Raw genomic sequence first — 20063 nt, 5'->3', positions numbered from 1 at the left:
TTATGAAAACCAAAATTTACAGTTTGCTTCTAGCTCTATCTGCAGCTTCAGCATTTTCCCAAGTCGGAATCAACACAGCTACCCCATCCGCTACATTGGATGTGAACGGAACTTTAAAAGTTAGGGATACCCAAATGATACCCGCTTTGCCCGGATATACCCTTATGGTGGTTAATGACGGAACATTTCAGGTTGCCAAAGTAGACCCTCAGCTTATTATTGATGCCGCCACAACTGCAGCAGGTACTAATGCTTCTGTGTATGCAGCCAAAAAAACCTCAGGAATCAGCTTATTAAGTTTAGGATTATTTCCTTCAGGATTCAGAGCAGTCAATTTTCTTACTACTGAAAGATCAATAGGAAATGCAGCTTTATTCTCAGACGTTGATAATACATACACCATTCCATCTGCAGGAGTATATGCAATTGGATTTAGCTTTAAGTACGGTACCGGACTACAGGCCTCTATCCTTGCCAATTCGCCCGGCGTGGGAATTTTAAGAACAAGGGCCGGTGTAGCAACAATAATAGACAACCGTCCATTCAGTGGAGCTAACCTTATTTTATTGAGTTTAACGATTTCTGAAACCAGCCTAAACTCAGTTTATAGTTTCCAGGCCGGGGATAAAATTTCCTTTGGGCTTACAGGTTCAACAGCTTTAGATGTAGGCTTACTTGGAGCTAGTGTTGCCTCATTCTATATCTATAAAATATCTAACTAAGATTCATATAATTTAATCACTCTGCACGGTTAATCCATCACAGAATATGTGGTGGATTAATTTTTTATCCTGTTACAATTAGTTTATATTTGATAAAAAACTAAAGAATGAGCGGACTGCTAATGACGATATTAATCATAATTATCATCTTTTTTATCTTCAATCATCTTAATAACAGGATCAGGAAGCTTGAAAAGGAGATTTTTGATCTGAATCTGAAAATCAATCAGCCAAAACAAAATACAGAAACGCATTACCAACCTGCATCGAATGAAGAAGCCAATATAATCCATCAACCGCAGGACATTATTACTCCTATACCAACACCGCCTGCTCCGCCTGAAAAAGATTGGCTGGAACCAGTTTTTAACTTTTTAAAACAAAACATCCTTACCATTATCGGAATTTTCACACTGGTTCTGGGAATCGGATATTTTGTAAAATATGCAATTGATAAAAACTGGATCGGAGAAAGTGCAAGGGCAGGAATAGGTTTAGCTGTCGGAGCAGGAATTATGGTGATTGGGCATTTTCTGAGGAAGAATTATGCTGTTTTTGCCTCCATTATTACCGGAGGAGGAATTGCCGTGCTTTATTTTACGACCACCATTGCATTCCGGGAATACCATCTGTTTACCCAGAATACTGCTTTTATTATCACAACTCTGATCACTGTAATTTCTATCGTCCTTGCTCATTATTATAAAAGCGAGGTTCTGATTATTTTTGCCTTACTCGGTGGGTTTTCAGCTCCTCTGATGATCAGCACCGGCGAGAGTAACTATCTTTTCCTTTTCACCTACCTTACGCTCCTGAATACAGGCATGCTCGTCACTACATTTTTAAAGGACTGGAAGAGCGTGGGATGGACGTCTTATATCTTCACCAGCATCTATCTTTTCTTCTGGACTATAAAACAGCCCGAGCTTCTGTGCATTGTCTTTTATATGATTAACTATATTATTTTCTACATTTTTGCTCTTCGGAATCATTTCAAAAAGGATCTACTTTCAGCATGGGAGACTTTGATGCTGATATTAATTAATTTTTCCAGTATTATCGGGTTAATTTACATATTCAAGGCATTAAACTATGAACCGGTCATTATTTTTCCGCTTCTTTTTGCAGCACTTAACGGTGTACTCCTTTTAAGGGAATACGGTAAAAAGAGTTTTGGATTCAGCTATTCTATTTTCGCAGCGCTTACCATAAGCCTGATCACAGTAGCGGTTGCCCTTCAGTTCATGAGCCATCTCATTACGAGTGTTTGGGCAATAGAAGCGTCATTGCTCCTTTATATCTGGAAAAAAAGCGGCCATACTATTTTCAAAACATGTTTTTACGTTCTGTTTCCGCTTGTCATCATTGCACAGATTATAACATGGTCGGAATATCTGAACAAACAACACATGGGCATTGTATTTAATCCCGTCTTTTTAACCAGTCTTGTCACTGTTACGACTACGATCATTAACCTTTTCCTGTTAAAAAAGATCAATAAGTCCCATAAACAGGAGGACAGTTTTTTTGAAAATATTTTTGCCGTTGTAAGCTACAGTATTATCTATATTGCTCTTCTTCTGGAGATCACTTATCATATTTCGGATATGCCCTGGCCGGCTATTACAAGTATTGGTCTTCTGTTCAGCATCTATTACATCTTTATGCTGATGATATTCAGGAAAAAACTGGATATCAGCAATATGATTCAAACAGGTCTTATCTATCTGCTTCTTATCCTGATTGTTTTGAATGCTTCATTTGCGGCTTCAGCAGTCGTTAATGCAGTTTTACAGAAGAAACTTACGACCGGTTTTTATATGATCCACCTTCTGCACTGGATCCCTTTTGTATATATTTTGTGGAATACAGCTTCCAGCTCAGATTTTTACAAAACCAGGATTTCTTACTGGATGGTTTCTGTAACGCTTGTTATTGCCATAAGCTGTGGATTCTATCATACTTACATTCTCAGCTCCGTAAATGATCTGTCCCTTATTTACAAGGCGAAGGAACATTTCAATATCCTTTATCTTCCGATCATATGGACTGTACTGGCCAGTATTTTTATATACATGAGCTTAAAAAAGAACATTCCGGAATACAGCAGGATTGGTTTTGTCCTCATAGGAATCATGGTCCTGAAACTTTACAGCTATGATGTATGGCAAATGGACAATATTTCAAGAATTACAGCATTTATTATACTGGGAATCATTTTATTATTAAGTTCTTTCACCTTTCAAAGACTGAAAAACATTATCAAAAATATGGTTGATAAAAAGGAGGAAGAAAAAGAAGGTTAACAACAGGCATATTTAGCAAGCCCTTTCAATGAAAACAGACTTTAATATGCTTTTCTAAAAATCAAAAATTCCTAACAAATGTTTTTATTTCTAAACAATATTTAAAAATTCATTCACATTTTGTAAAAATTAATTATATTTATCCAGTTTTTAACAGTTACATATCCGGTTATGAAAAAAATACTCTATTCTTTTTTAATATTATCATCTGTAGCATTATCCGCCCAGAAAAATCCTTCTGTAAAATTTGCTGTTGCCAATGATGTAGTAGGAACAGTAGGCATGTTTAATGCAAGAAAAGCTATTGTTCAGAGCTCAAGTGTCTATAAAAGTGCAGCCGGTCTGCCTCAGGATTTAAAAAAATACAGCTTCATTGCAGAAAAAGGTCTGACGGAGTTTAAAATTAAGAACGGGCAGGAAGGTTTGGATATCCTCTCCCTGGCTCAGCTGAATTCACAATACGGAGTGCCTGAAAATACACCGGTTTTTATTGAAGGCTACGAATTCCCTGACAGCAGCACAAAAATCTACGGTGACATCATGGGTAACGTGGAAGTAAAGGATCACGACGGAAGAAAAACCGTTTTCCTAAGTACAAATGGTATAAAATAATAATACTTACAATTTATATAACAAAAGGATACTTTGAAAGTATCCTTTTTGTTTAATATCTGTTGCTCCATTTTTTCTTCAGCTCCTCGTAGATCTTTTTTTCAGTAGCATTGTTTCCCGGCTGATAAAGCTTCTCGTTTTTAATTTCTTCGGGCAGAAAATCCTGTTCTACAAAATTTCCTTCGTAGGAATGGGCATATTTATATTCTTTACCGTAATCCAGGTCTTTCATCAGTTTGGTCGGTGCATTTCTCAGATGCAGAGGGACAGGGAGATTCCCTGTTTTCTTCACAAGGGCCAACGCGTCATTAATAGCCATATAGGTAGAATTGCTCTTGGGAGAAACAGCAAGATAGACTGCCGTTTCACTTAAAATAATCCTTGATTCCGGGTTTCCTATCACATTAATGGCCTGGAAGCAGTTATTTGCAATCACCAAAGCATTGGGATTGGCCAATCCGATATCTTCTGCGGCAAGAATAAGCATTCTCCGGGCAATAAACTTAATATCTTCACCCCCTGCAATCATTCTCGCCAGCCAGTACACCGCTCCGTTCGGGTCTCCCCCGCGCATCGACTTTATGAAAGCAGAAATAATATCATAATGCTGCTCACCGTTTTTATCATAAAGCGCCATCGTTTCCTGCAAAACACTCAAAACATCTTCATTCGTAATCTCTTTTGTGTCAGAGTTCCTATATTGGTTAAGAACAAGTTCAACGGAATTGATCAGCTTTCTGGCATCACCGCCGGAATACTGGATGAATGCTTCTTTTTCCATGATCTTAAAATCGGTTCCTTCATCTTTATTGTATCTCCGGGAAGCAGTATCTATGAGGTCTTCCAGCTTTTCGTAGCTCAGTGCCTTTAAAATATACACCTGGCTTCTTGACAAAAGTGCAGATACCACTTCAAAGCTTGGATTTTCTGTAGTGGCACCAATTAACACGATCCAGCCTTTCTCCACAGCATGTAGTAATGAATCCTGCTGGGATTTGTTGAACCGGTGGATTTCATCTATGAATAAAATGGGAGACTTTCCGGAAAAAAGATTCTGCTTTTTGGCATCCTCAATGACATCACGAACATCCTTAACCCCTGAAGAAACTGCTGAAAGCTTATAAAACTTCCTTCCTGATTTTTCTGAAATGATTTCAGCCAGGGTGGTTTTTCCGGTTCCCGGAGGCCCCCAAAGAATCAACGAATTCAGGGTGTTATTTTCAATCATTTTTCTGATCGTCCCTTTTTCGCCGGTAAGATGTTCCTGTCCAAGAACTTCATCGAGGGTTTTGGGTCTTAATTTTTCGGCTAATGGTATATTCTGGCTCAAGATATTTTATTTTTTGATCAACAGATTCAGAGGTTTCTTATCCCTGAAACTTCTAACAAAATTAAACCAATTTTAATTTATTTACCCTATTTTTGTATTGTTTTGAAACTTACATTCAATAAAGTCATTAGTTTTCCTTTGGTAATTTTGATCAAATTTTACCAATGGTTTATTTCGCCCCTACTTCCCAAAAACTGCCGGTATGAACCTACCTGCTCCCATTATATGGTGGAAGCCCTCCAGGTACATGGTATATTCAAAGGGTTGTGGATGGGCATCAGAAGAATTTCAAAATGCCATCCGTGGGGAGGCAGCGGCTACGATCCCGTTCCCCCGAAAAAATTAAATCAGTAATAAACTATTAAATCGATAGAAATGAGTAATCTAATTTTCAGAATTTACCTCATCGCATTTGCATTCATTACCCAGTCTATGTTTGCCCAGAATTACCCCGGAGGCTTATCCGACGGAACTCTGAAGGTAAGCGGAAACAATGTCCCTGTAAAGATCTTTTCCACCACAGAAATAGGTGATCTTAATACTTTTCCGGACAAAAATACAGGCAACGATGTTTTGGTTATTCTGAACGAATCCAATTTTGAACCTGCTTATTTTAACTACAGCGCAACAACTTTAGAAAAATACAAAACTGCCCGTTATCAGTTTTTTGACAAAAACTTTAAGCTGATCGACAATCCCGCTACAAAAGAAAATATCACCGATTTCAAATATGCCGTAAAAACAGCAAAACCAATTAACGGATCTGATACTGTAGCACTGGAAACACCTTTCAAAATCTGGGATCCTTCAAAAGGTATTCATATATTCTCGGCTACCTTGCATTTTTATAGCCTGATGTTCGTTTTTGCCTTTGGTTTCGGCTATGTTTTGATGACAAGAATCTTCAAGATCGACAATGTAAACCAGAAATACCTTGAACCGCTTTTCACATGGACACTGATCGGAACTATTTTGGGAGCAAGATTAGGCCATGTTATTTTCTATCAGCCAGAATTGTTTAAAGAAGATTTCTGGAGTGTATTTTTACCGATAAGCACTAAAAACGGGTTTAAATTCACAGGATTTTCCGGACTTGCCAGTCATGGTGCTACGATTGCTTTAATTTTTACAACATTATATTATTCATTCAAAATCATCAAGAAAAATCCTTTCTGGGTATATGACAGGCTGGGTATTGTGGTTGCCCTGGGCGGTGCATTTGTAAGATTGGGGAATTTCTTCAATTCCGAGATTGTAGGAAAAGCAGTGGCTCCTGATTCTCCTTTTGCTATCCTTTTCCCACAGCAAAGCAGTGAATATGGTCCAACGGTTCCCCGATATCCGGGCCAGCTCCTTGAAGCTATCGGCTATGTGTGTCTTTTTGTTTTATTATGGATATTATACAGAAAAACAAATAAAAAATACCAGCAGGGATGGCTATTCGGGTTGTTCTTCATTATCCTTTGGGCAATCAGGTTCTTTGTTGAATTCCTGAAAGAGCCTCAGGGCGATGAGTTTATCCATATTGGCGGACTGAATACAGGACAGGTGCTTTCCATTCCGTTTATGATTGCCGGAGTAATTATCATGATTATTTCTAAAAAATTCAAAATTACCCAGGCAGAAAATGAGAAGCCTGAATAATATGTAATAACAAAAGATTAAAGCTTTTCAGAGTTACTTCTGAAAAGCTTTTTTATTTATTTTTTGCAAGGCTATCTTTCCAAAAGCTTAAATACATTTCCCAGCTCATTGATAACATCCGTTGGCAGCATTGATTCCCTGGAATGCTTTTCGGCGGCAAAATCAGCTGCTTTTCCATGGAGCCAGATTCCCAGAATTGCTGCCTGCTCTTCAGAATATTGCTGGGCTGCAAGCGATGTGATAATACCGGTAAGAATATCGCCGCTCCCCCCTTTTGCCAGTCCTGAATTCCCTGTAATATTATAATAAACCCTCCCTTCAGGGGTAATAACCTGGGTATGATGATCTTTTAAAACGATATATATCCGGAGTTCTTTAGCCTTATTTTTTGCCAGATCCAATCTTTGATAAGAGTCATCTGATTCTCCAAAAAGCCTTTCAAACTCTTTAGGATGCGGAGTTATTATGGAATTTTCAGGGATTAATTTTAAGCTTGCTTCATCCTGAGCAATAATATTCAAGGCGTCGGCATCCAGAACCACGGGTTTTGAATATTCTTTTAAAAATTTTAAAAATGCCTTCTGGGTTTCAGCATCAGTTCCTAAGCCCGGCCCTATTCCGGCTACAGTATCTTTTTCTATATCAAAATGATCAATATAATTTTCGCCTCCTTTAGTAAACATGGCTTCCGGGCAGGAAGTCTGAAGAATTTCATATCCGCAGTTGGGAGCAAGAGTAAATGTAAGACCTGTACCTGTTTTCAAAGCAGACCTTGTGGAAAGTACTGCTGCTCCTATTTTCCCATAGCTTCCGGCAGCTATTGTAACTTTACCGTAAGTCCCTTTATGAGAAAATTCTGATCTTGGTTTAAAAATATTATCAATAACGGCATCATCAATAACAAAATCATCAGTTTCTGTTTGGGAAGTGTATTCTTTGCTTAAATCTATATCCAGAATAATTACTTTTCCGGCATAAGGCCCTGTTTCAGGGTGTAAGAAAGCTTTTTTCCAGGATTGAAAGCTCAAAGTATAATCTGCCTTAAAAACAATGGCATCTTCCTGAGAAATCCTGTCCGTGAAAAGACCGGAAGGAATATCCACTGAAATTTTGATGTTGCTTCTTTCATTTAACTGATCAATGATCTCTTTATATTCACCTTCTATATTCCTGGATAATCCGGTGCCAAAGAGTGCGTCGATGATGATTGTTTTAGAATCAAAATTATTCTGATCCATATCTTTGAATTCTTTGACCGATATTCCTGAAAAATCCCTTAGTTTTTTAAAGTTCACCGCTCCGTCTTCTGAAAACTTTGATCGGGAATCTTTAATAAATACATCTACATCGAAACCTTTCAGATAAAGTATTCTTGCAACAGCAAAACCATCGCCCCCGTTGTTTCCGTTTCCACAGAAAACGGCAAATTTCCTGTAATTCTTACAATTTTCAGAGATCCAACCCGCCAATGCTTCCGAAGCCCTTTCCATAAGCTGAATGGATGAAACAGGTTCGTTCGAAATGGTAAACCGGTCCCAGTTACGTATTTGTTCTGCAGTGAATATTTTCATAGATAGTATTAACTTTTAACCAAATTACGAAAGTTTTTTCTGACATCTTAGTCCAAATGATGACAACAATAAAATATTAGCTAAAAGAATAAATTCACTAAAAAAGCTAATTAATTACAGCAGTTAATTCAACAATGAAGGAGTAAAAAACTATAAAAAGTAATGTTTTTACATTTTTTAATTATATTTTTGTGTATATACTAATTAAAAAAATATAAATTATGGGATTTGTTAAAGAATTTAAAGAGTTTGCCATCAAGGGCAATGCTTTCGATCTGGCCGTTGGGGTAATCATCGGAGGGGCATTCGGAAAGATAGTAACGAGTGTTGTGGATGACCTTATTATGCCTTTGGTAGGAGCAGTGATCGGTAAACCGGATTTCAGCAGTTTATACGTTGTCCTTTCCGATCCTAATCATGGTGTAAAGCCGGGTATGGTTCTGGAGAATGCAAAAAAAGTAGATGGTGCGAGTATTTTTGCTTACGGAAATTTCCTGACCGTGGGTATTAATTTTCTCCTGCTTGCACTGGTAGTTTTCCTTATGGTAAAAATGATTAACAGAATGAAAAAGACCGAAGCTGAAGCACCTGCCGCACCTACTGCAGATCAGCAATTACTGACAGAAATCAGAGATCTTCTTAAAAGTAAAAACAATATATAAAACAAAAGCACCTCTAAAAAACAGAGGTGCTTTTTATTTTATTCTTTTTTCAGCGATTACTGAATCTGTAAAATGCTTGAGATTTGTTCAGCCAAAGAAAGCCCGATTCTGTCCTGAGCTTCTAAAGTGGAAGCACCGGTGTGGGGAGTCAGTGAAATCTTTGAATGATTCAGGATTTCTTTAGAAGGAGTAGGCTCATTGATGAAAACATCCAATCCTGCAAACTTCACCTTTCCTGAATCCAATGCAGCAATTAAAGCTGTTTCGTCAATAACACCTCCTCTTGAACAGTTGACGATGGCAACGCCGTCTTTCATGATATCAAATTCATTCTTTCCGATCATATATCCGTCTTTCTGAGCCGGAACATGCAGTGTAATAAAATCTGAATGTTTCAAGACTTCCTGAAGCGGTTCCGTTTCAATATCTACATTAATGAACTGGTTGTTGTAGAATTTTACTTTGATACTTGCTCTTCCTACGTTATTATCCGCTGCAACTACTCTCATCCCCAGTCCAAGGGCTATTCTGGCAACTTCCTGTCCTATTCTTCCCATGCCGACAATTCCAATGGTCTTTCCTCTTAGTTCGATACCGGCAGTATAGGCTTTTTTAAGAGCGGCAAATTCCGTATCTCCTACCAAAGGCATTTTTCTGTTTGAATCCTGAAGAAATCTTGCTCCTGAAAATAAGTGGGCAAAAACAAGCTCAGCAACCGATTCTGAAGAAGCAGAAGGGGTATTGATCACATGGATTCCCTTTTCTCTTGCATAATCCACATCAATATTATCCATTCCTACACCTCCTCTTCCGATAATCTCGATAGACGGGCATCCGTCAATAATATCTTTTCTTACCTGCGTGGCACTTCTTACCAGCAGGGCACGGATTTTATGCTCATTAATGTAATCCACCAAAAATTCCTGCGGAACTTTTGTTGTGATCACTTCAAAACCTTTCTCAGCCAGAGCATCAATTCCAGATTGATCCAGACCGTCGTTTGCTAAAACTTTCATAAATAGAATTTGATATTAAAAGTGAAAAGATTTAAAAATTAATGAATTTTGAGTGCGTACACTTTATCATTTAATTTTTAAATCTCTGTATATGTTTTCTTAATCTTCTTTGAAAACTTCAATGGTAACCTGCTTTTCTACAAGGTCTGTAAATTTGCCTTTGTATCTAGTTGCTCTTACCAGGTGGTTATCTATCCAGTGATAATTTCCTCCTCTCGGCTTTCCGCAGAGTACACTGTGGTATTTGAAGCCATGCTTATCCAACCAGTCGATGGTAATCTGCTTCAGATTTTCTGTTCTGGAAGTGAAGAAGCAGATCTGGTGTCCTTCGTCGTACCACTTATTGATGGTTTCAAGGGCATCAGGATAAGGTTCGCAGGTAACCATTCTTTCAGGCTCTTCATTCGGAACATCATCTGTAATGGTACCGTCTATGTCTATTAAATAATTTTTTACCCCGTCCTTAAGAATAGGACTTATATGCTCTTTGTATTCTAACTCCATCATTAAAATTTGAGTTGCAAAGTTACACATTTTATAGGTATCCAGAATATTAAATCGGGTTTAAGTTAAAAAAATACAACAAACAATCATATTTAAAGAATAATATAAACATTTTATTCTCTATTTCAATCTTTATGATTAAAATTTTTCTCATTTAGTGTTATTTTCTCAATAACGATCACAATGTTTTGAATTTCACTGGTAAGATTTAATTAATAGTTGATGATTCATCATTTAAACCTCTCTTCTAATGCTTCTTTTTGTTAACCACCCCGTCTTTCAAAATTTCATTTTGAAATCCACCCCTCCGGAGGATGGGAATGTTCAGCCGGAGTTTTACTGGAAGATATAATCTAAATCTATAATCATCTCTGTTCTCTTTCAATCTCTAAAAATATGATGTTTCTTCAAAAATTTTCAAAATACATTTATTAGGCTTACATTTGTAGAAATGGAAGAATTTGTAGTTTTAGTAAATCCTGAAGATGATGTTTTAGGCCTTATGGAAAAGCAGCAGGCTCACATCAACGGTCTTCTGCACCGTGCATTTTCTGTATTCCTGTTCAACAGTAAGGGTGAAATGCTCCTTCAAAAAAGAGCACAGGGAAAATACCATTCCCCCAATCAGTGGACTAATGCGGTATGCTCTCATCCAAGAGAAAATGAAACCTATCTCGATGGTGCCAGACGCAGGATAAAAGAAGAACTCGGAATTGAAACGGAGCTTACGGAAAAATTCAGTTTTATCTATAAAGCAGATGTAGGAAACGGCCTTTGGGAGCATGAACTAGACCATGTTTTTGTAGGAAATTATGAAGCTGGCTTCAATTTAAATCCACAGGAAGTAGAGGAAGTAAGATTCATTTCCATGAAAGACCTTGATCAGGAAATGATTGAATCCCCGGAGAATTTTACAGAGTGGTTCAAAATCATCCTTGAAGAATATAAACACCATTTTTAACTGATGAAAAGAATACTATTGATCTCCGCTTTTTTATCGGCAAGTATGTTCTTTGCCCAAAAAGCAAAAATTTATGAGGCTCCCGGCTATTCTATTAATGTCCCTGAAGGCTGGAGATCTACCGACGACAGCGGCATTGTAAATGTTTTCCCCGCAAATGAAATCGGGGCAATCACCATTTCGGAATACCATGATCTGGATCTTCCAAAGGCAGAGATGAAAAAATTTATCCTGGCTCTTTATAAATCTCAAGATCCGGAGAACAAAATAAAAGAAAACAAGGCCAAAAAAGGATACACAGAATATTTTTACGAATATTTCGATGAAAAAGAAAAAACGGTCTGGATCACCAAAGCTTTTCAGAAGAACAAAGACCTGTATCTGATCTCTATCAACTGCGGTCAGAAATTCTGGAACGGAAATTATATGAGCCTTTTTAACGAAACTTTCAACAGCTTTAAAATAAAGAAATAAAAATTAAATATGAAGAAAACAGCCTTATACGATAAACACGTTTCTTTGGGCGCTAAAATCGTACCTTTTGCAGGTTTTGAAATGCCTGTACAATATTCTGGTGTAACGGAAGAACATTTTGCAGTAAGAGAGAAGGCAGGATTGTTTGATGTTTCCCACATGGGACAGTTTTTTATTGAAGGACCCGGATCCAAAGATCTTTTACAGTTTGTGACAACAAATAATGTAGATGCTCTGGAAAACGGAAAAGCTCAGTACTCTTGCCTTCCTAACGAAAACGGAGGAATCGTGGATGACCTTATTGTTTACAAAATGGAGGATGACAAATACTTTGTAGTGGTAAACGCATCAAATATTGACAAGGACTGGAATCATATATCAAAATACAACACTTTTGGAGCTAAAATGACCAATGCTTCTGATGATATGTCTTTGTTGGCTGTTCAGGGTCCCAAAGCTACAGAAATCCTTCAGAAACTTACAGAAACCAATCTTTCTGAGATTCCTTACTATCATTTTGCCGTAGGAAGTGTTGCAGGAGTAAACAATGTAATTATTTCAAACACAGGATATACCGGAAGCGGAGGTTTTGAGATCTATTTCAACAATGAAAATGCAGAACAGCTTTGGGATGCCATCATCAACGCAGGAAAAGAGGAAGGAATTATTCCTGCCGGACTTGCTGCAAGAGATACTTTAAGACTGGAAAAAGGTTTCTGCCTTTACGGAAACGATATTGACGATACTACCTCTCCTATTGAAGCAGGTTTAGGATGGATTACCAAATTCGATAAAGATTTTGTTTCCAAAAATATATTTGCCAAGCAAAAAGAGGAAGGAGTTACAAGAAAATTAGTTGGTTTTGAGCTTCAGGACAAAGGAGTTCCGAGACATGACTATCCTGTAGTGGATGCAGAAGGAAACGTAATCGGAAAAGTAACATCAGGGACACAGTCACCAATGAAAAAGATCGGTTTAGGTTTAGCTTATGTGGATAAGCCTCACTTCAAACTGGGTTCTGAAATTTTTATCCAGGTAAGAAATAAGAACATTCCTGCAAAAGTGGTGAAAGCTCCTTTCGTATAATTGATTTGTTCAAAACATAATAAAAGTCTGCAAGTAATAATTTGCAGACTTTTTTATGGTTAAATATTGACCGCTTCCTAAAAGTTATTTAGGAACATGCTGAAAACAGTAATCATTTCCGATACGGGTATAATGCTTACACCTTGTTCCTGCTTTTGTTGTTCCCAGACATTGATTTCCTTTATCTGTTCCGCTTACTTTCTTCGGCCGGGAAACAATTCTGTATACAGTGGCTGAAGGCGGATTACATATTTTACAGGGTTGAAGTCCCATTTCCACAGCTTTATTTACCTGAAGACCTGCAGATACATTTTTCACCATTCTGCATGATGCCAGATGGTATTTAGCACCTGAAGGCGTTCTGTAAACCGTCTGCCCGGAAAGACTTACGGAAAGCAAAAGCAATATGGAAATCAGATATTTCATTCATTCACCCCAAAGAATTCTTTTAAAGCTTCAACGTTTTTCTTATCATTCCCTACAAAAATTTCATCATCTGTAAGAAAAACAGGGCGTTTCAGAAATGTATAATGATCCAGCAGCAATTCTTTAAAATCCTTTTCTCCAAGGGATTTCACGTCCAGCCCCCTTAATTTGATCTGGGTAGATTTTTTACTGAACAAAGCTTCATATGACTTTGTTTTTTTATGCATAGCCGCCAATTCCTCCTTGGTGACAGGCTCTTTTTTAATCTCCCTGAGCTCCCAGCCTGTAAGGTCAAACTGTGCCAAAATCTTTCTGCAGGTATCGCATGTATTAAGATAAAATACTTTCTTCATTATTACTTTTAAATCTGTTATTGTTAAATTTCCTTCCTCATTGAAGTTTTGTCTTTCAAAAGTAGGATTTAATCCAAAATTCTGGAAATTATTAAATAACTTTATTCAAATTTTATAAAGATGCAGAACAAACCTATTACTTTTCAGTTTATTTCAGAGCCTTCGGATGTGAATTATGGAGGAAATGTACATGGAGGAAGCGTTATGAAATGGATTGATCAGGCAGGTTATGCCTGTGCAACGACATGGAGCGGAAACTATTCCGTAACGGTTTATGTTGGAGGTATCCGTTTCTATGAACCGATTAAGATCGGGGAAGTGGTAAAAGTGGACGCGCAGGTGATTTACACCGGAAAATCCAGCATGCATATTTCCATCAATGTTTTTTCAAGAAACCTTAAGCAACCTACTTTTGATAAAAAAACACACTGTATCATCGTGTTCGTAGCAGTAGATGAAAACGGTAAGAAGCTCCCGGTGCCTGCATGGATTCCTGAAACAGAAGAGGAAAAACAGCAGGAAGAGTATGCCAAAAGACTGATGAACCTTAGAACACAGATTGAGGATGAAATGAAACCTTTTTTATAATGTATGCAAAGAAAAGATTTTATCAAACTTTCGTCCCTGGGATTTCTCGGTTTATACTCCTGTGGGATTTCTAATATGAGCAGTAAAAAACCTTTAGCTATACAGCTTTACACCATTAGGGATGCTGTTTCGGATAACCTTGAAAAAGCTCTGGAAAAACTGGCAACTTCGGGTTTTACAGAATTAGAGATCTATGGGTACGACGGAACATTCTTTGGAAAAAGCAGAACTGAATTCCAAACTATTCTTAAACAGAACGGCCTGAAAGTCATCAGCTCGCACCATACAACAGGACTTATTCATAAAGACCAGGGCACTTTACTGTATAACTGGGAAAAATCTGTTGAAGACCTACATTTTATCGGCTCGGAGTATATGGTCTGCTCCTATCTTTTCCCAGAAGAAAGAACCGTTGAACATTATAAAAAGCTTCCTGAATTATTTGAAAAATCCGGGGAAATTGCCCGGAAAGCAGGAATTCAGTTTGCCTATCACAACCATGATTTTGAGTTTGAAAAACTGGAAGGCCATAAAAGCGTTTATGATTTTATCTTAGAAAACACATCGCCGGAACTGGTTAAAATGGAACTGGATTTATACTGGATCTCAAAAGCAGGGCTTGATCCATTGGATTATTTTGAAAAGTATCCCGGCCGTTTTCCGTTGTGGCACGTAAAAGATATGAAAGCCACAACAAAAGATTTTACAGAAATAGGAAATGGAACCATCAATTTTAAAAGAATTTTTGAAGTCAGAGAAAATGCCGGCCTCAAATACTGGTTTTTAGAGCAGGATTCCAGCGATAAAGATATTTTTGAAAGCATTGCCATCAGCAAAAAATACATTCTCGATCATTCTTATTTTAAATAAATTTCCAATCAAAACTGCCGATCATGAAAAAAGCTTCAGCCCTCATTTGCCTTTTGATCATTGTTTCTTTAAGCTCTCAAACCCATCGGTTTGTGTATGAGCTTCAGTTAAAAATGGACTCTACAGAATCTGATTATCAAAAGTTTAACATGAATCTGGATATCAATTCTAAAGAAGTAAAATTCTACGGACGTAATCTTCTGATCGCAGATTCCCTGAACAAAAAATTCGGGAATATGGATAACAAACATGTTGATATGACCGGACAGATTGTTAAAAGAAAGATCAACACTTTTGATAATGAAAACTTTATCAACATTAAATTCGGGTATTATTCTTTTAAAACCACAGATAAAATCAACTGGAATATTTCTCACGAAACCAAACAGGTACAGCAGTATACCTTGCAAAAAGCAACGACAACATTCGGCGGAAGAAACTGGATTGCCTGGTTTAATAAAGATATTCCTTTCAATGAAGGTCCCTTTAAGTTTTCCGGCCTTCCGGGATTAGTTTTTGAAATTTACGATTCGAAAAAGAATTTCATTTACAATCTTGTAAAAAGTCAGGAACTTCCAGACCTCTATCCTACCGATGATTTTTTTGAATCGAATTTCGGAAGCAAGGCTATTTCAATTAACGAAAAACAAAAACAAAAGCTTTTACTGGAGTTTTATAATGATCCTTTTTCATTTGAGAGAACCAATTTCAACAAATCGGCAAACAGCAATTTAAATATAAACATCGGAGGAAAAGAAATACATTCTATTGATGAGCTGAATGCTCAGGTAAAAAACATGCAGGAGATTATAAGAAAATATAATAACCCGGTTGAAATTAATAAAGCTGTTCATTATAAAAATTAAGATATTTCGAAATATTAGTTATATTTGCAACATAAGGAAATGGTGTTCTTCCTTACCCAACCGCTTTACCAAAGCTGATGACGCCTGATTAACAGATTATTAACCAATAATTAATCAGGATTATTATGTCAGAAAATCAAAGAACCATACGCAAAAAAGCAACTTTTCATACCCGGTTTTTCTTTAGGAAATATCCGGCTTTACCGTATATTTTAAAATGGCTGTGCATCAGTATGATTATCGGAGCATTGGCAGGTACCGCTTCTGCAGGGTTGCTTACGTCTCTGGAATGGGCAACCGGCTTCAGGGAAAATCATCTATGGCTGATTGCGTTCCTTCCTGCTGCCGGGTTTCTTATTGGGCTTTTATACTATTATTTCGGAAAAGATGTTGAGGCAGGGAATAATCTGCTCATTAACAATATCCATGATCCGAAAGAGATTATTCCTTTTAAAATGACACCGTTTGTCTATCTGGGAACCATAGTTACTCATCTTTTCGGGGGTTCGGCAGGCCGTGAAGGTACAGCTCTTCAAATGGCGGGAGCTATTGCCGACCAGCTCAGCAAACCTTTTAAGCTTGACAAAGATGAAAGAAAAACATTACTAATTGCTGCAGTCGCCGCAGGCTTCGGGTCGGTTTTCGGCACCCCTCTAGCCGGCGCGGTCTTCGGTCTGGAAGTCTTTCTGATCGGAAAAATACGGTATAATGCTATTTTTCCTGCCTTTGCCTCTGCCGTTTTTGCAGATCTGGTTACCGGTCTCTGGAATGTAAAACACGCCCATTATCATATTGATATCATCCCTAAAATGGAACTCCCTTCTGTTTTATACAGTATTCTGGCAGGAATTATTTTTGGGATCTGCGCGGCATCTTTCAGCAGGATTCTCCACTGGATGGGTTCCGTTTTCAAATCCAATATAAAATATCCTCCACTTCGTCCGGTGATTGGTGGAATTATCATTGCGGTTGCCGTTTTTGCAATGGGAACAACCCGATATATCGGACTGGGAATTCCCGTCATTTTAGAATCTTTTGAAAAACAGCTTCCGTTATATGATTTCGCGTTAAAAATGGCCTTTACCATTATTACCCTGTCGGCAGGATTTAAAGGCGGCGAAGTAACCCCTCTGTTTTTTATTGGCGCAACACTTGGCAGTGCATTATCCTTATTTATTCCTTTACCGTTTGGATTGCTTGCAGGAATGGGTTTTGTAGCTGTATTTGCAGGAGCGACGAATACTCCTTTAGCCTGTATGCTGATGGGAATTGAACTGTTCGGAGCAGAAAGCGCTGTTTATATAGCTATTGCCTGTGTGGTTTCTTATCTGCTTTCCGGCCACAGCAGCATTTATACTAAACAAAAGATCGGGGAAGCAAAAAACAGGAGGTATGAAAGTGACAGGGACAAGGATTTTTCAGATTTGTAAGAGGGTTTCAGAGTAGGAATGTTTTAGTGTTTTAGTGTTTTAGTGTTTTATGTGAAATAAAATACTTGATATATATTGTACTGTTTTTTTCTAATCTGCAATCTCAGTCCCAAAACACTCAATTTGTATCTCGTTTACCCTCCACTCTCAAACTCTATTACACTCAAGCCCTCTCGCTTTCCGCATAATTTCACTAAGTTTGCTATAACCATAAGCTATCCCAATGTTTGACTACAGATTAAAAGTTTTTCATACAGCCGCCTCAAGGCTAAGTTTTACAAAAGCTTCTGAAGAACTTCATATTTCCCAGCCTGCAGTTACCAAGCATATCAAAGAGATTGAAAACCAGCTCGGCACCAAACTTTTTGACAGGAAAGGAACTTCTGTACAGCTTACCCAGAGCGGAAAAATTTTGTATGAATATGCAGAAAAGATCCGGAATATCTATCGCGACCTCGAATTTGAGATCAGCCAGGTCAATGAACAGCATAAAGGACGACTGATCATCGGGGCCAGCACCAGTGTTGCCCAGTACGTTTTACCCGAAATACTGGCCAAATTCAATTCTTATTACAGGGACATTAAAATTGAACTGATTGCCCATAACACTGAAATGATCTCCGAACTTCTGAAGGAGGGAAAAATTGACCTGGGAATTATTGAAGGCGAATCCCAGTCTTCTTTTTTCGATTATAAGATTTTCAAACCGGATGAGATCGTTCTCACAGCAAAGGCAGATCATCCTATGGCGAATAAAACGTTAGGCCTGAAAGATCTTTATCATTTAAACCTGATCTTCCGAGAACAGGGCTCCGGCACTCAGGAATTTATTCAGAACCGCTTAAAGAAAAAAGGAATTAACCTCGAAGAGCTGAATATTATAATGCAGCTCGGAAGCAGCGAGAGCATTAAAAACTATCTTTTACACTCGGATTGCATGGCATTTCTGTCAATCAGCACCATTTTGAATGAACTGAAAAACAACACCCTGACTATTGTGGATATTAAAAACTTCAGCATTGAAAGAAATTTCCATTTTATTCTTCCAAAAGGAGATCAGTCTGAAATGATCAAGCTTTTCCTGAGATTTGTGGAAAGTTAGGTGGCAGACGGTAGGTAGCAGGTTGCAGGAATGATAGTCGCAGATTCGCTTGTAGCCTTTTGATGGGTTGGTGGTGTGAAGGGTGAATTTGCTTTGCAAGTGATAGGTGAATTTTTTCAATCAATGTAAATATGGGCTTAATTTTTAATTCATTATAAATTAATTATTTGAAATTTGAAAATATTAAAACTCTGCTTTATATAAACCATAAACCAGAGTCCGCAACTCCCAATCCATAACTAAAAGTTATCCATCATAATAAAATACAATTTATTTTGTAATACTAATTTCCTGAATTTTGGAGTCTTATTTAAAACTTATTTTATGAAAGGCTTCGTCCCAAATGAAACGATACGAAAAATTATTTTTATTATACTTGCTGTGGTATGTCTTACTCCGCTCATTTCTTCCCCGATAGCATTACTTCTTGGTTTTGGCTTGGCTATGTTGGTAGGAAATCCGTTTGAAAGGCATCTTCACCGGTACATTCATCTTCTCCTTCAGATTTCCATTGTAGGATTGGGTTTCGGACTTAAGCTTGATGAGGCGTTGCAGGCAGGAAAAACGGGGTTCTTCTTAACGGTTGTAAGTATTGTAACGGTAATGCTTCTTGGATATGTTTTGGGAAAAATATTCAAACTGGAAAAAAAACTCGCTTATCTGATCTCGGCCGGAACCGCAATCTGCGGCGGGAGCGCCATTGCAGCCGTCTCTCCTATCATAAAACCCGGCACAAAGGAAATTTCTTTGGGACTGGCCATTATTTTTACCTTAAATTCCATAGCCTTATTCGTATATCCGGCCATTGGGCATCTTCTGCAGCTTTCCCAGGAACAGTTCGGGCTGTGGTGCGCGGTAGGAATCCATGATACCAGTTCTGTGGTTGGAGCAGCAGGAAAGTATGGAGATGAGGCGTTAAAAATCGCTACAACCGTGAAATTAGCCCGCGCTTTGTGGATTATTCCGGTTTCTGTGATCACCATGTTTATTTTTAAAAATAAAGAATCTAAAGTTAAAATTCCATGGTTTATCGGATGGTTTGTCCTGGCTATTTTATTGAATACTTATTTTTCTGTTTTTGAAGGTTTTAGCAGTTCTGTAACGACGCTGGCCAAATCGGGATTAAACCTTACGCTGTTCTTTATCGGAACTACTCTTTCTGTTCAAACTTTAAAAACAATAGGAATCAAGCCGCTGGCTGTTGCTATTATTTTATGGGTTACGATAAGTGTGGGAAGTCTTCTTTATATTATCAGTTAAGATCTTTTATAAGCTTCAAAGACAAAAACCTTTTGGAAGATCCAAAAGGCTTTTGCGTATTAAATGTGGAAATGTTTATTTCTTACTGAAATAATTTTTAAAGGATCTTAATCCAGGCAGTTGTATACCTGTGGACAAGCAATATACTGTACACAGTAGTATGGACCTGTAACGGAACCTGAGCAGCTGCATCCGCATTTAGATAAATCAACGGGTCCGCTTACTCCTCCTGTAATGTTTTTAAGATCTGCTTTTTTTAGCTTTTTAGCATTTTTCATGT

General features: G+C 37.7%; 22 protein-coding genes and 1 riboswitch. Of the genes, 15 read left to right on the top strand and 7 right to left on the bottom strand.

From position 1 onward, the window contains the following. Positions 1–2 precede the first annotated feature (2 nt). The 3 genes from ACM40_RS15105 to ACM40_RS15095 all read left to right on the top strand — a co-directional run bounded on the left by ACM40_RS15105 (position 3) and on the right by ACM40_RS15095 (position 3640). A complete protein-coding gene (locus tag ACM40_RS15105) occupies positions 3–722 on the top strand; it encodes a hypothetical protein (RefSeq protein WP_048503568.1) in 720 nt (239 codons plus the stop codon). A gap of 107 nt (positions 723–829) precedes the next feature. Further along, on the top strand, positions 830–3028 hold the full coding sequence (locus ACM40_RS15100; protein WP_048503567.1) for a DUF2339 domain-containing protein: 2199 nt from the start codon (positions 830–832) through the stop codon (positions 3026–3028). Positions 3029–3199: 171 nt separating this feature from the next. After that, positions 3200–3640 carry a hypothetical protein gene (locus tag ACM40_RS15095; RefSeq protein WP_048503566.1) on the top strand — a complete coding sequence of 147 codons (441 nt, stop codon included), beginning with the start codon at positions 3200–3202 and terminating at the stop codon, positions 3638–3640. Between the two features lie 52 nt (positions 3641–3692). On the opposite strand, the gene ACM40_RS15090 is transcribed toward ACM40_RS15095, so the two are convergent. Then, positions 3693–4970, bottom strand: a complete 1278-nt coding sequence (locus ACM40_RS15090) for a replication-associated recombination protein A (protein WP_048503565.1) — start codon at positions 4968–4970, stop codon at positions 3693–3695. Between the two features lie 102 nt (positions 4971–5072). Here ACM40_RS15090 and yidD point away from each other — a divergent pair, with 102 nt between their 5' ends. Together yidD and lgt are read left to right on the top strand one after the other, a co-directional pair. Beyond that, positions 5073–5324: a membrane protein insertion efficiency factor YidD gene (gene yidD, locus ACM40_RS15085; protein ID WP_048503564.1), complete on the top strand. Its 252-nt coding sequence runs from the start codon at positions 5073–5075 to the stop codon at positions 5322–5324. 423 nt (positions 5325–5747) lie between these two features. Further along, the gene (gene lgt, locus ACM40_RS15080) at positions 5748–6614 is read left to right on the top strand and encodes a prolipoprotein diacylglyceryl transferase (protein WP_048503790.1); all 867 of its coding nucleotides are present in this window, start codon (positions 5748–5750) and stop codon (positions 6612–6614) included. 71 nt (positions 6615–6685) lie between these two features. Here the strand turns inward: lgt and ACM40_RS15075 are convergent, their stop codons facing one another. After that, positions 6686–8185: a bifunctional ADP-dependent NAD(P)H-hydrate dehydratase/NAD(P)H-hydrate epimerase gene (locus ACM40_RS15075; RefSeq protein WP_048503563.1), complete on the bottom strand. Its 1500-nt coding sequence runs from the start codon at positions 8183–8185 to the stop codon at positions 6686–6688. Positions 8186–8406: 221 nt separating this feature from the next. Here ACM40_RS15075 and mscL point away from each other — a divergent pair, with 221 nt between their 5' ends. Further along, positions 8407–8847, top strand: coding sequence for a large conductance mechanosensitive channel protein MscL (gene mscL / locus ACM40_RS15070; protein ID WP_048503562.1), 441 nt, complete (start codon positions 8407–8409; stop codon positions 8845–8847). A 56-nt stretch (positions 8848–8903) separates the two neighbouring features. Here mscL and ACM40_RS15065 read toward each other — a convergent pair whose 3' ends face one another. After that, positions 8904–9863: a D-2-hydroxyacid dehydrogenase gene (locus ACM40_RS15065; protein ID WP_048503561.1), complete on the bottom strand. Its 960-nt coding sequence runs from the start codon at positions 9861–9863 to the stop codon at positions 8904–8906. A gap of 99 nt (positions 9864–9962) precedes the next feature. Then, positions 9963–10367 (bottom strand): phosphoheptose isomerase, encoded by a 405-nt coding sequence (locus ACM40_RS15060; protein ID WP_040996424.1) that lies wholly within the window; start codon positions 10365–10367, stop codon positions 9963–9965. Between the two features lie 451 nt (positions 10368–10818). Here ACM40_RS15060 and idi point away from each other — a divergent pair, with 451 nt between their 5' ends. From idi to gcvT, 3 genes are read left to right on the top strand one after another with little or no spacing between them, the layout of a single operon-like run. Next, the gene (gene idi / locus ACM40_RS15055; protein WP_048503560.1) at positions 10819–11328 is read left to right on the top strand and encodes an isopentenyl-diphosphate Delta-isomerase; all 510 of its coding nucleotides are present in this window, start codon (positions 10819–10821) and stop codon (positions 11326–11328) included. A gap of 3 nt (positions 11329–11331) precedes the next feature. Beyond that, the gene (locus ACM40_RS15050) at positions 11332–11802 is read left to right on the top strand and encodes a hypothetical protein (protein WP_228376187.1); all 471 of its coding nucleotides are present in this window, start codon (positions 11332–11334) and stop codon (positions 11800–11802) included. Positions 11803–11811: 9 nt separating this feature from the next. Next, positions 11812–12888, top strand: coding sequence for a glycine cleavage system aminomethyltransferase GcvT (gcvT, locus tag ACM40_RS15045; protein ID WP_048503558.1), 1077 nt, complete (start codon positions 11812–11814; stop codon positions 12886–12888). An 84-nt stretch (positions 12889–12972) separates the two neighbouring features. On the opposite strand, the gene ACM40_RS15040 is transcribed toward gcvT, so the two are convergent. Both ACM40_RS15040 and ACM40_RS15035 read right to left on the bottom strand, forming a co-directional pair. Further along, the gene (locus ACM40_RS15040) at positions 12973–13314 is read right to left on the bottom strand and encodes a hypothetical protein (RefSeq protein ID WP_048503557.1); all 342 of its coding nucleotides are present in this window, start codon (positions 13312–13314) and stop codon (positions 12973–12975) included. Next, entirely contained in the window at positions 13311–13667 is a 357-nt protein-coding gene (locus ACM40_RS15035) for an arsenate reductase family protein (RefSeq protein ID WP_048503556.1), read from the bottom strand. The genes ACM40_RS15040 and ACM40_RS15035 overlap by 4 nt, the downstream gene beginning before the upstream one ends. Before the next feature lie 120 nt (positions 13668–13787). Here ACM40_RS15035 and ACM40_RS15030 point away from each other — a divergent pair, with 120 nt between their 5' ends. From ACM40_RS15030 to ACM40_RS15005, 6 genes are all read left to right on the top strand, one after another. Further along, positions 13788–14255: an acyl-CoA thioesterase gene (locus ACM40_RS15030; protein WP_048503555.1), complete on the top strand. Its 468-nt coding sequence runs from the start codon at positions 13788–13790 to the stop codon at positions 14253–14255. Between the two features lie 3 nt (positions 14256–14258). Beyond that, complete coding sequence (locus ACM40_RS15025) at positions 14259–15125, top strand: sugar phosphate isomerase/epimerase family protein (RefSeq protein ID WP_048503554.1); 867 nt, start codon at positions 14259–14261, stop codon at positions 15123–15125. Positions 15126–15148: 23 nt separating this feature from the next. Beyond that, complete coding sequence (locus tag ACM40_RS15020; RefSeq protein WP_083996872.1) at positions 15149–15991, top strand: GLPGLI family protein; 843 nt, start codon at positions 15149–15151, stop codon at positions 15989–15991. Positions 15992–16017: 26 nt separating this feature from the next. After that, a riboswitch (Fluoride riboswitch) is annotated at positions 16018–16085 on the top strand. Between the two features lie 31 nt (positions 16086–16116). Further along, complete coding sequence (locus ACM40_RS15015; protein ID WP_083996871.1) at positions 16117–17421, top strand: voltage-gated chloride channel family protein; 1305 nt, start codon at positions 16117–16119, stop codon at positions 17419–17421. A gap of 223 nt (positions 17422–17644) precedes the next feature. Next, positions 17645–18523 (top strand): LysR substrate-binding domain-containing protein, encoded by an 879-nt coding sequence (locus tag ACM40_RS15010; RefSeq protein ID WP_048503553.1) that lies wholly within the window; start codon positions 17645–17647, stop codon positions 18521–18523. Between the two features lie 324 nt (positions 18524–18847). After that, positions 18848–19783 (top strand): YeiH family protein, encoded by a 936-nt coding sequence (locus tag ACM40_RS15005; protein ID WP_048503552.1) that lies wholly within the window; start codon positions 18848–18850, stop codon positions 19781–19783. Positions 19784–19890: 107 nt separating this feature from the next. On the opposite strand, the gene ACM40_RS20625 is transcribed toward ACM40_RS15005, so the two are convergent. Further along, entirely contained in the window at positions 19891–20061 is a 171-nt protein-coding gene (locus ACM40_RS20625) for a hypothetical protein (RefSeq protein ID WP_165579312.1), read from the bottom strand. Between the last annotated feature and the right edge of the window lie 2 nt (positions 20062–20063).

The organism is Chryseobacterium sp. BLS98, from assembly GCF_001045445.1.
Classification (GTDB): Bacteria; Bacteroidota; Bacteroidia; order Flavobacteriales; family Weeksellaceae; genus Chryseobacterium.
Note: the sequence above shows the minus strand (reverse complement) of the source record. Positions and strands in the feature narration are given on the sequence as shown.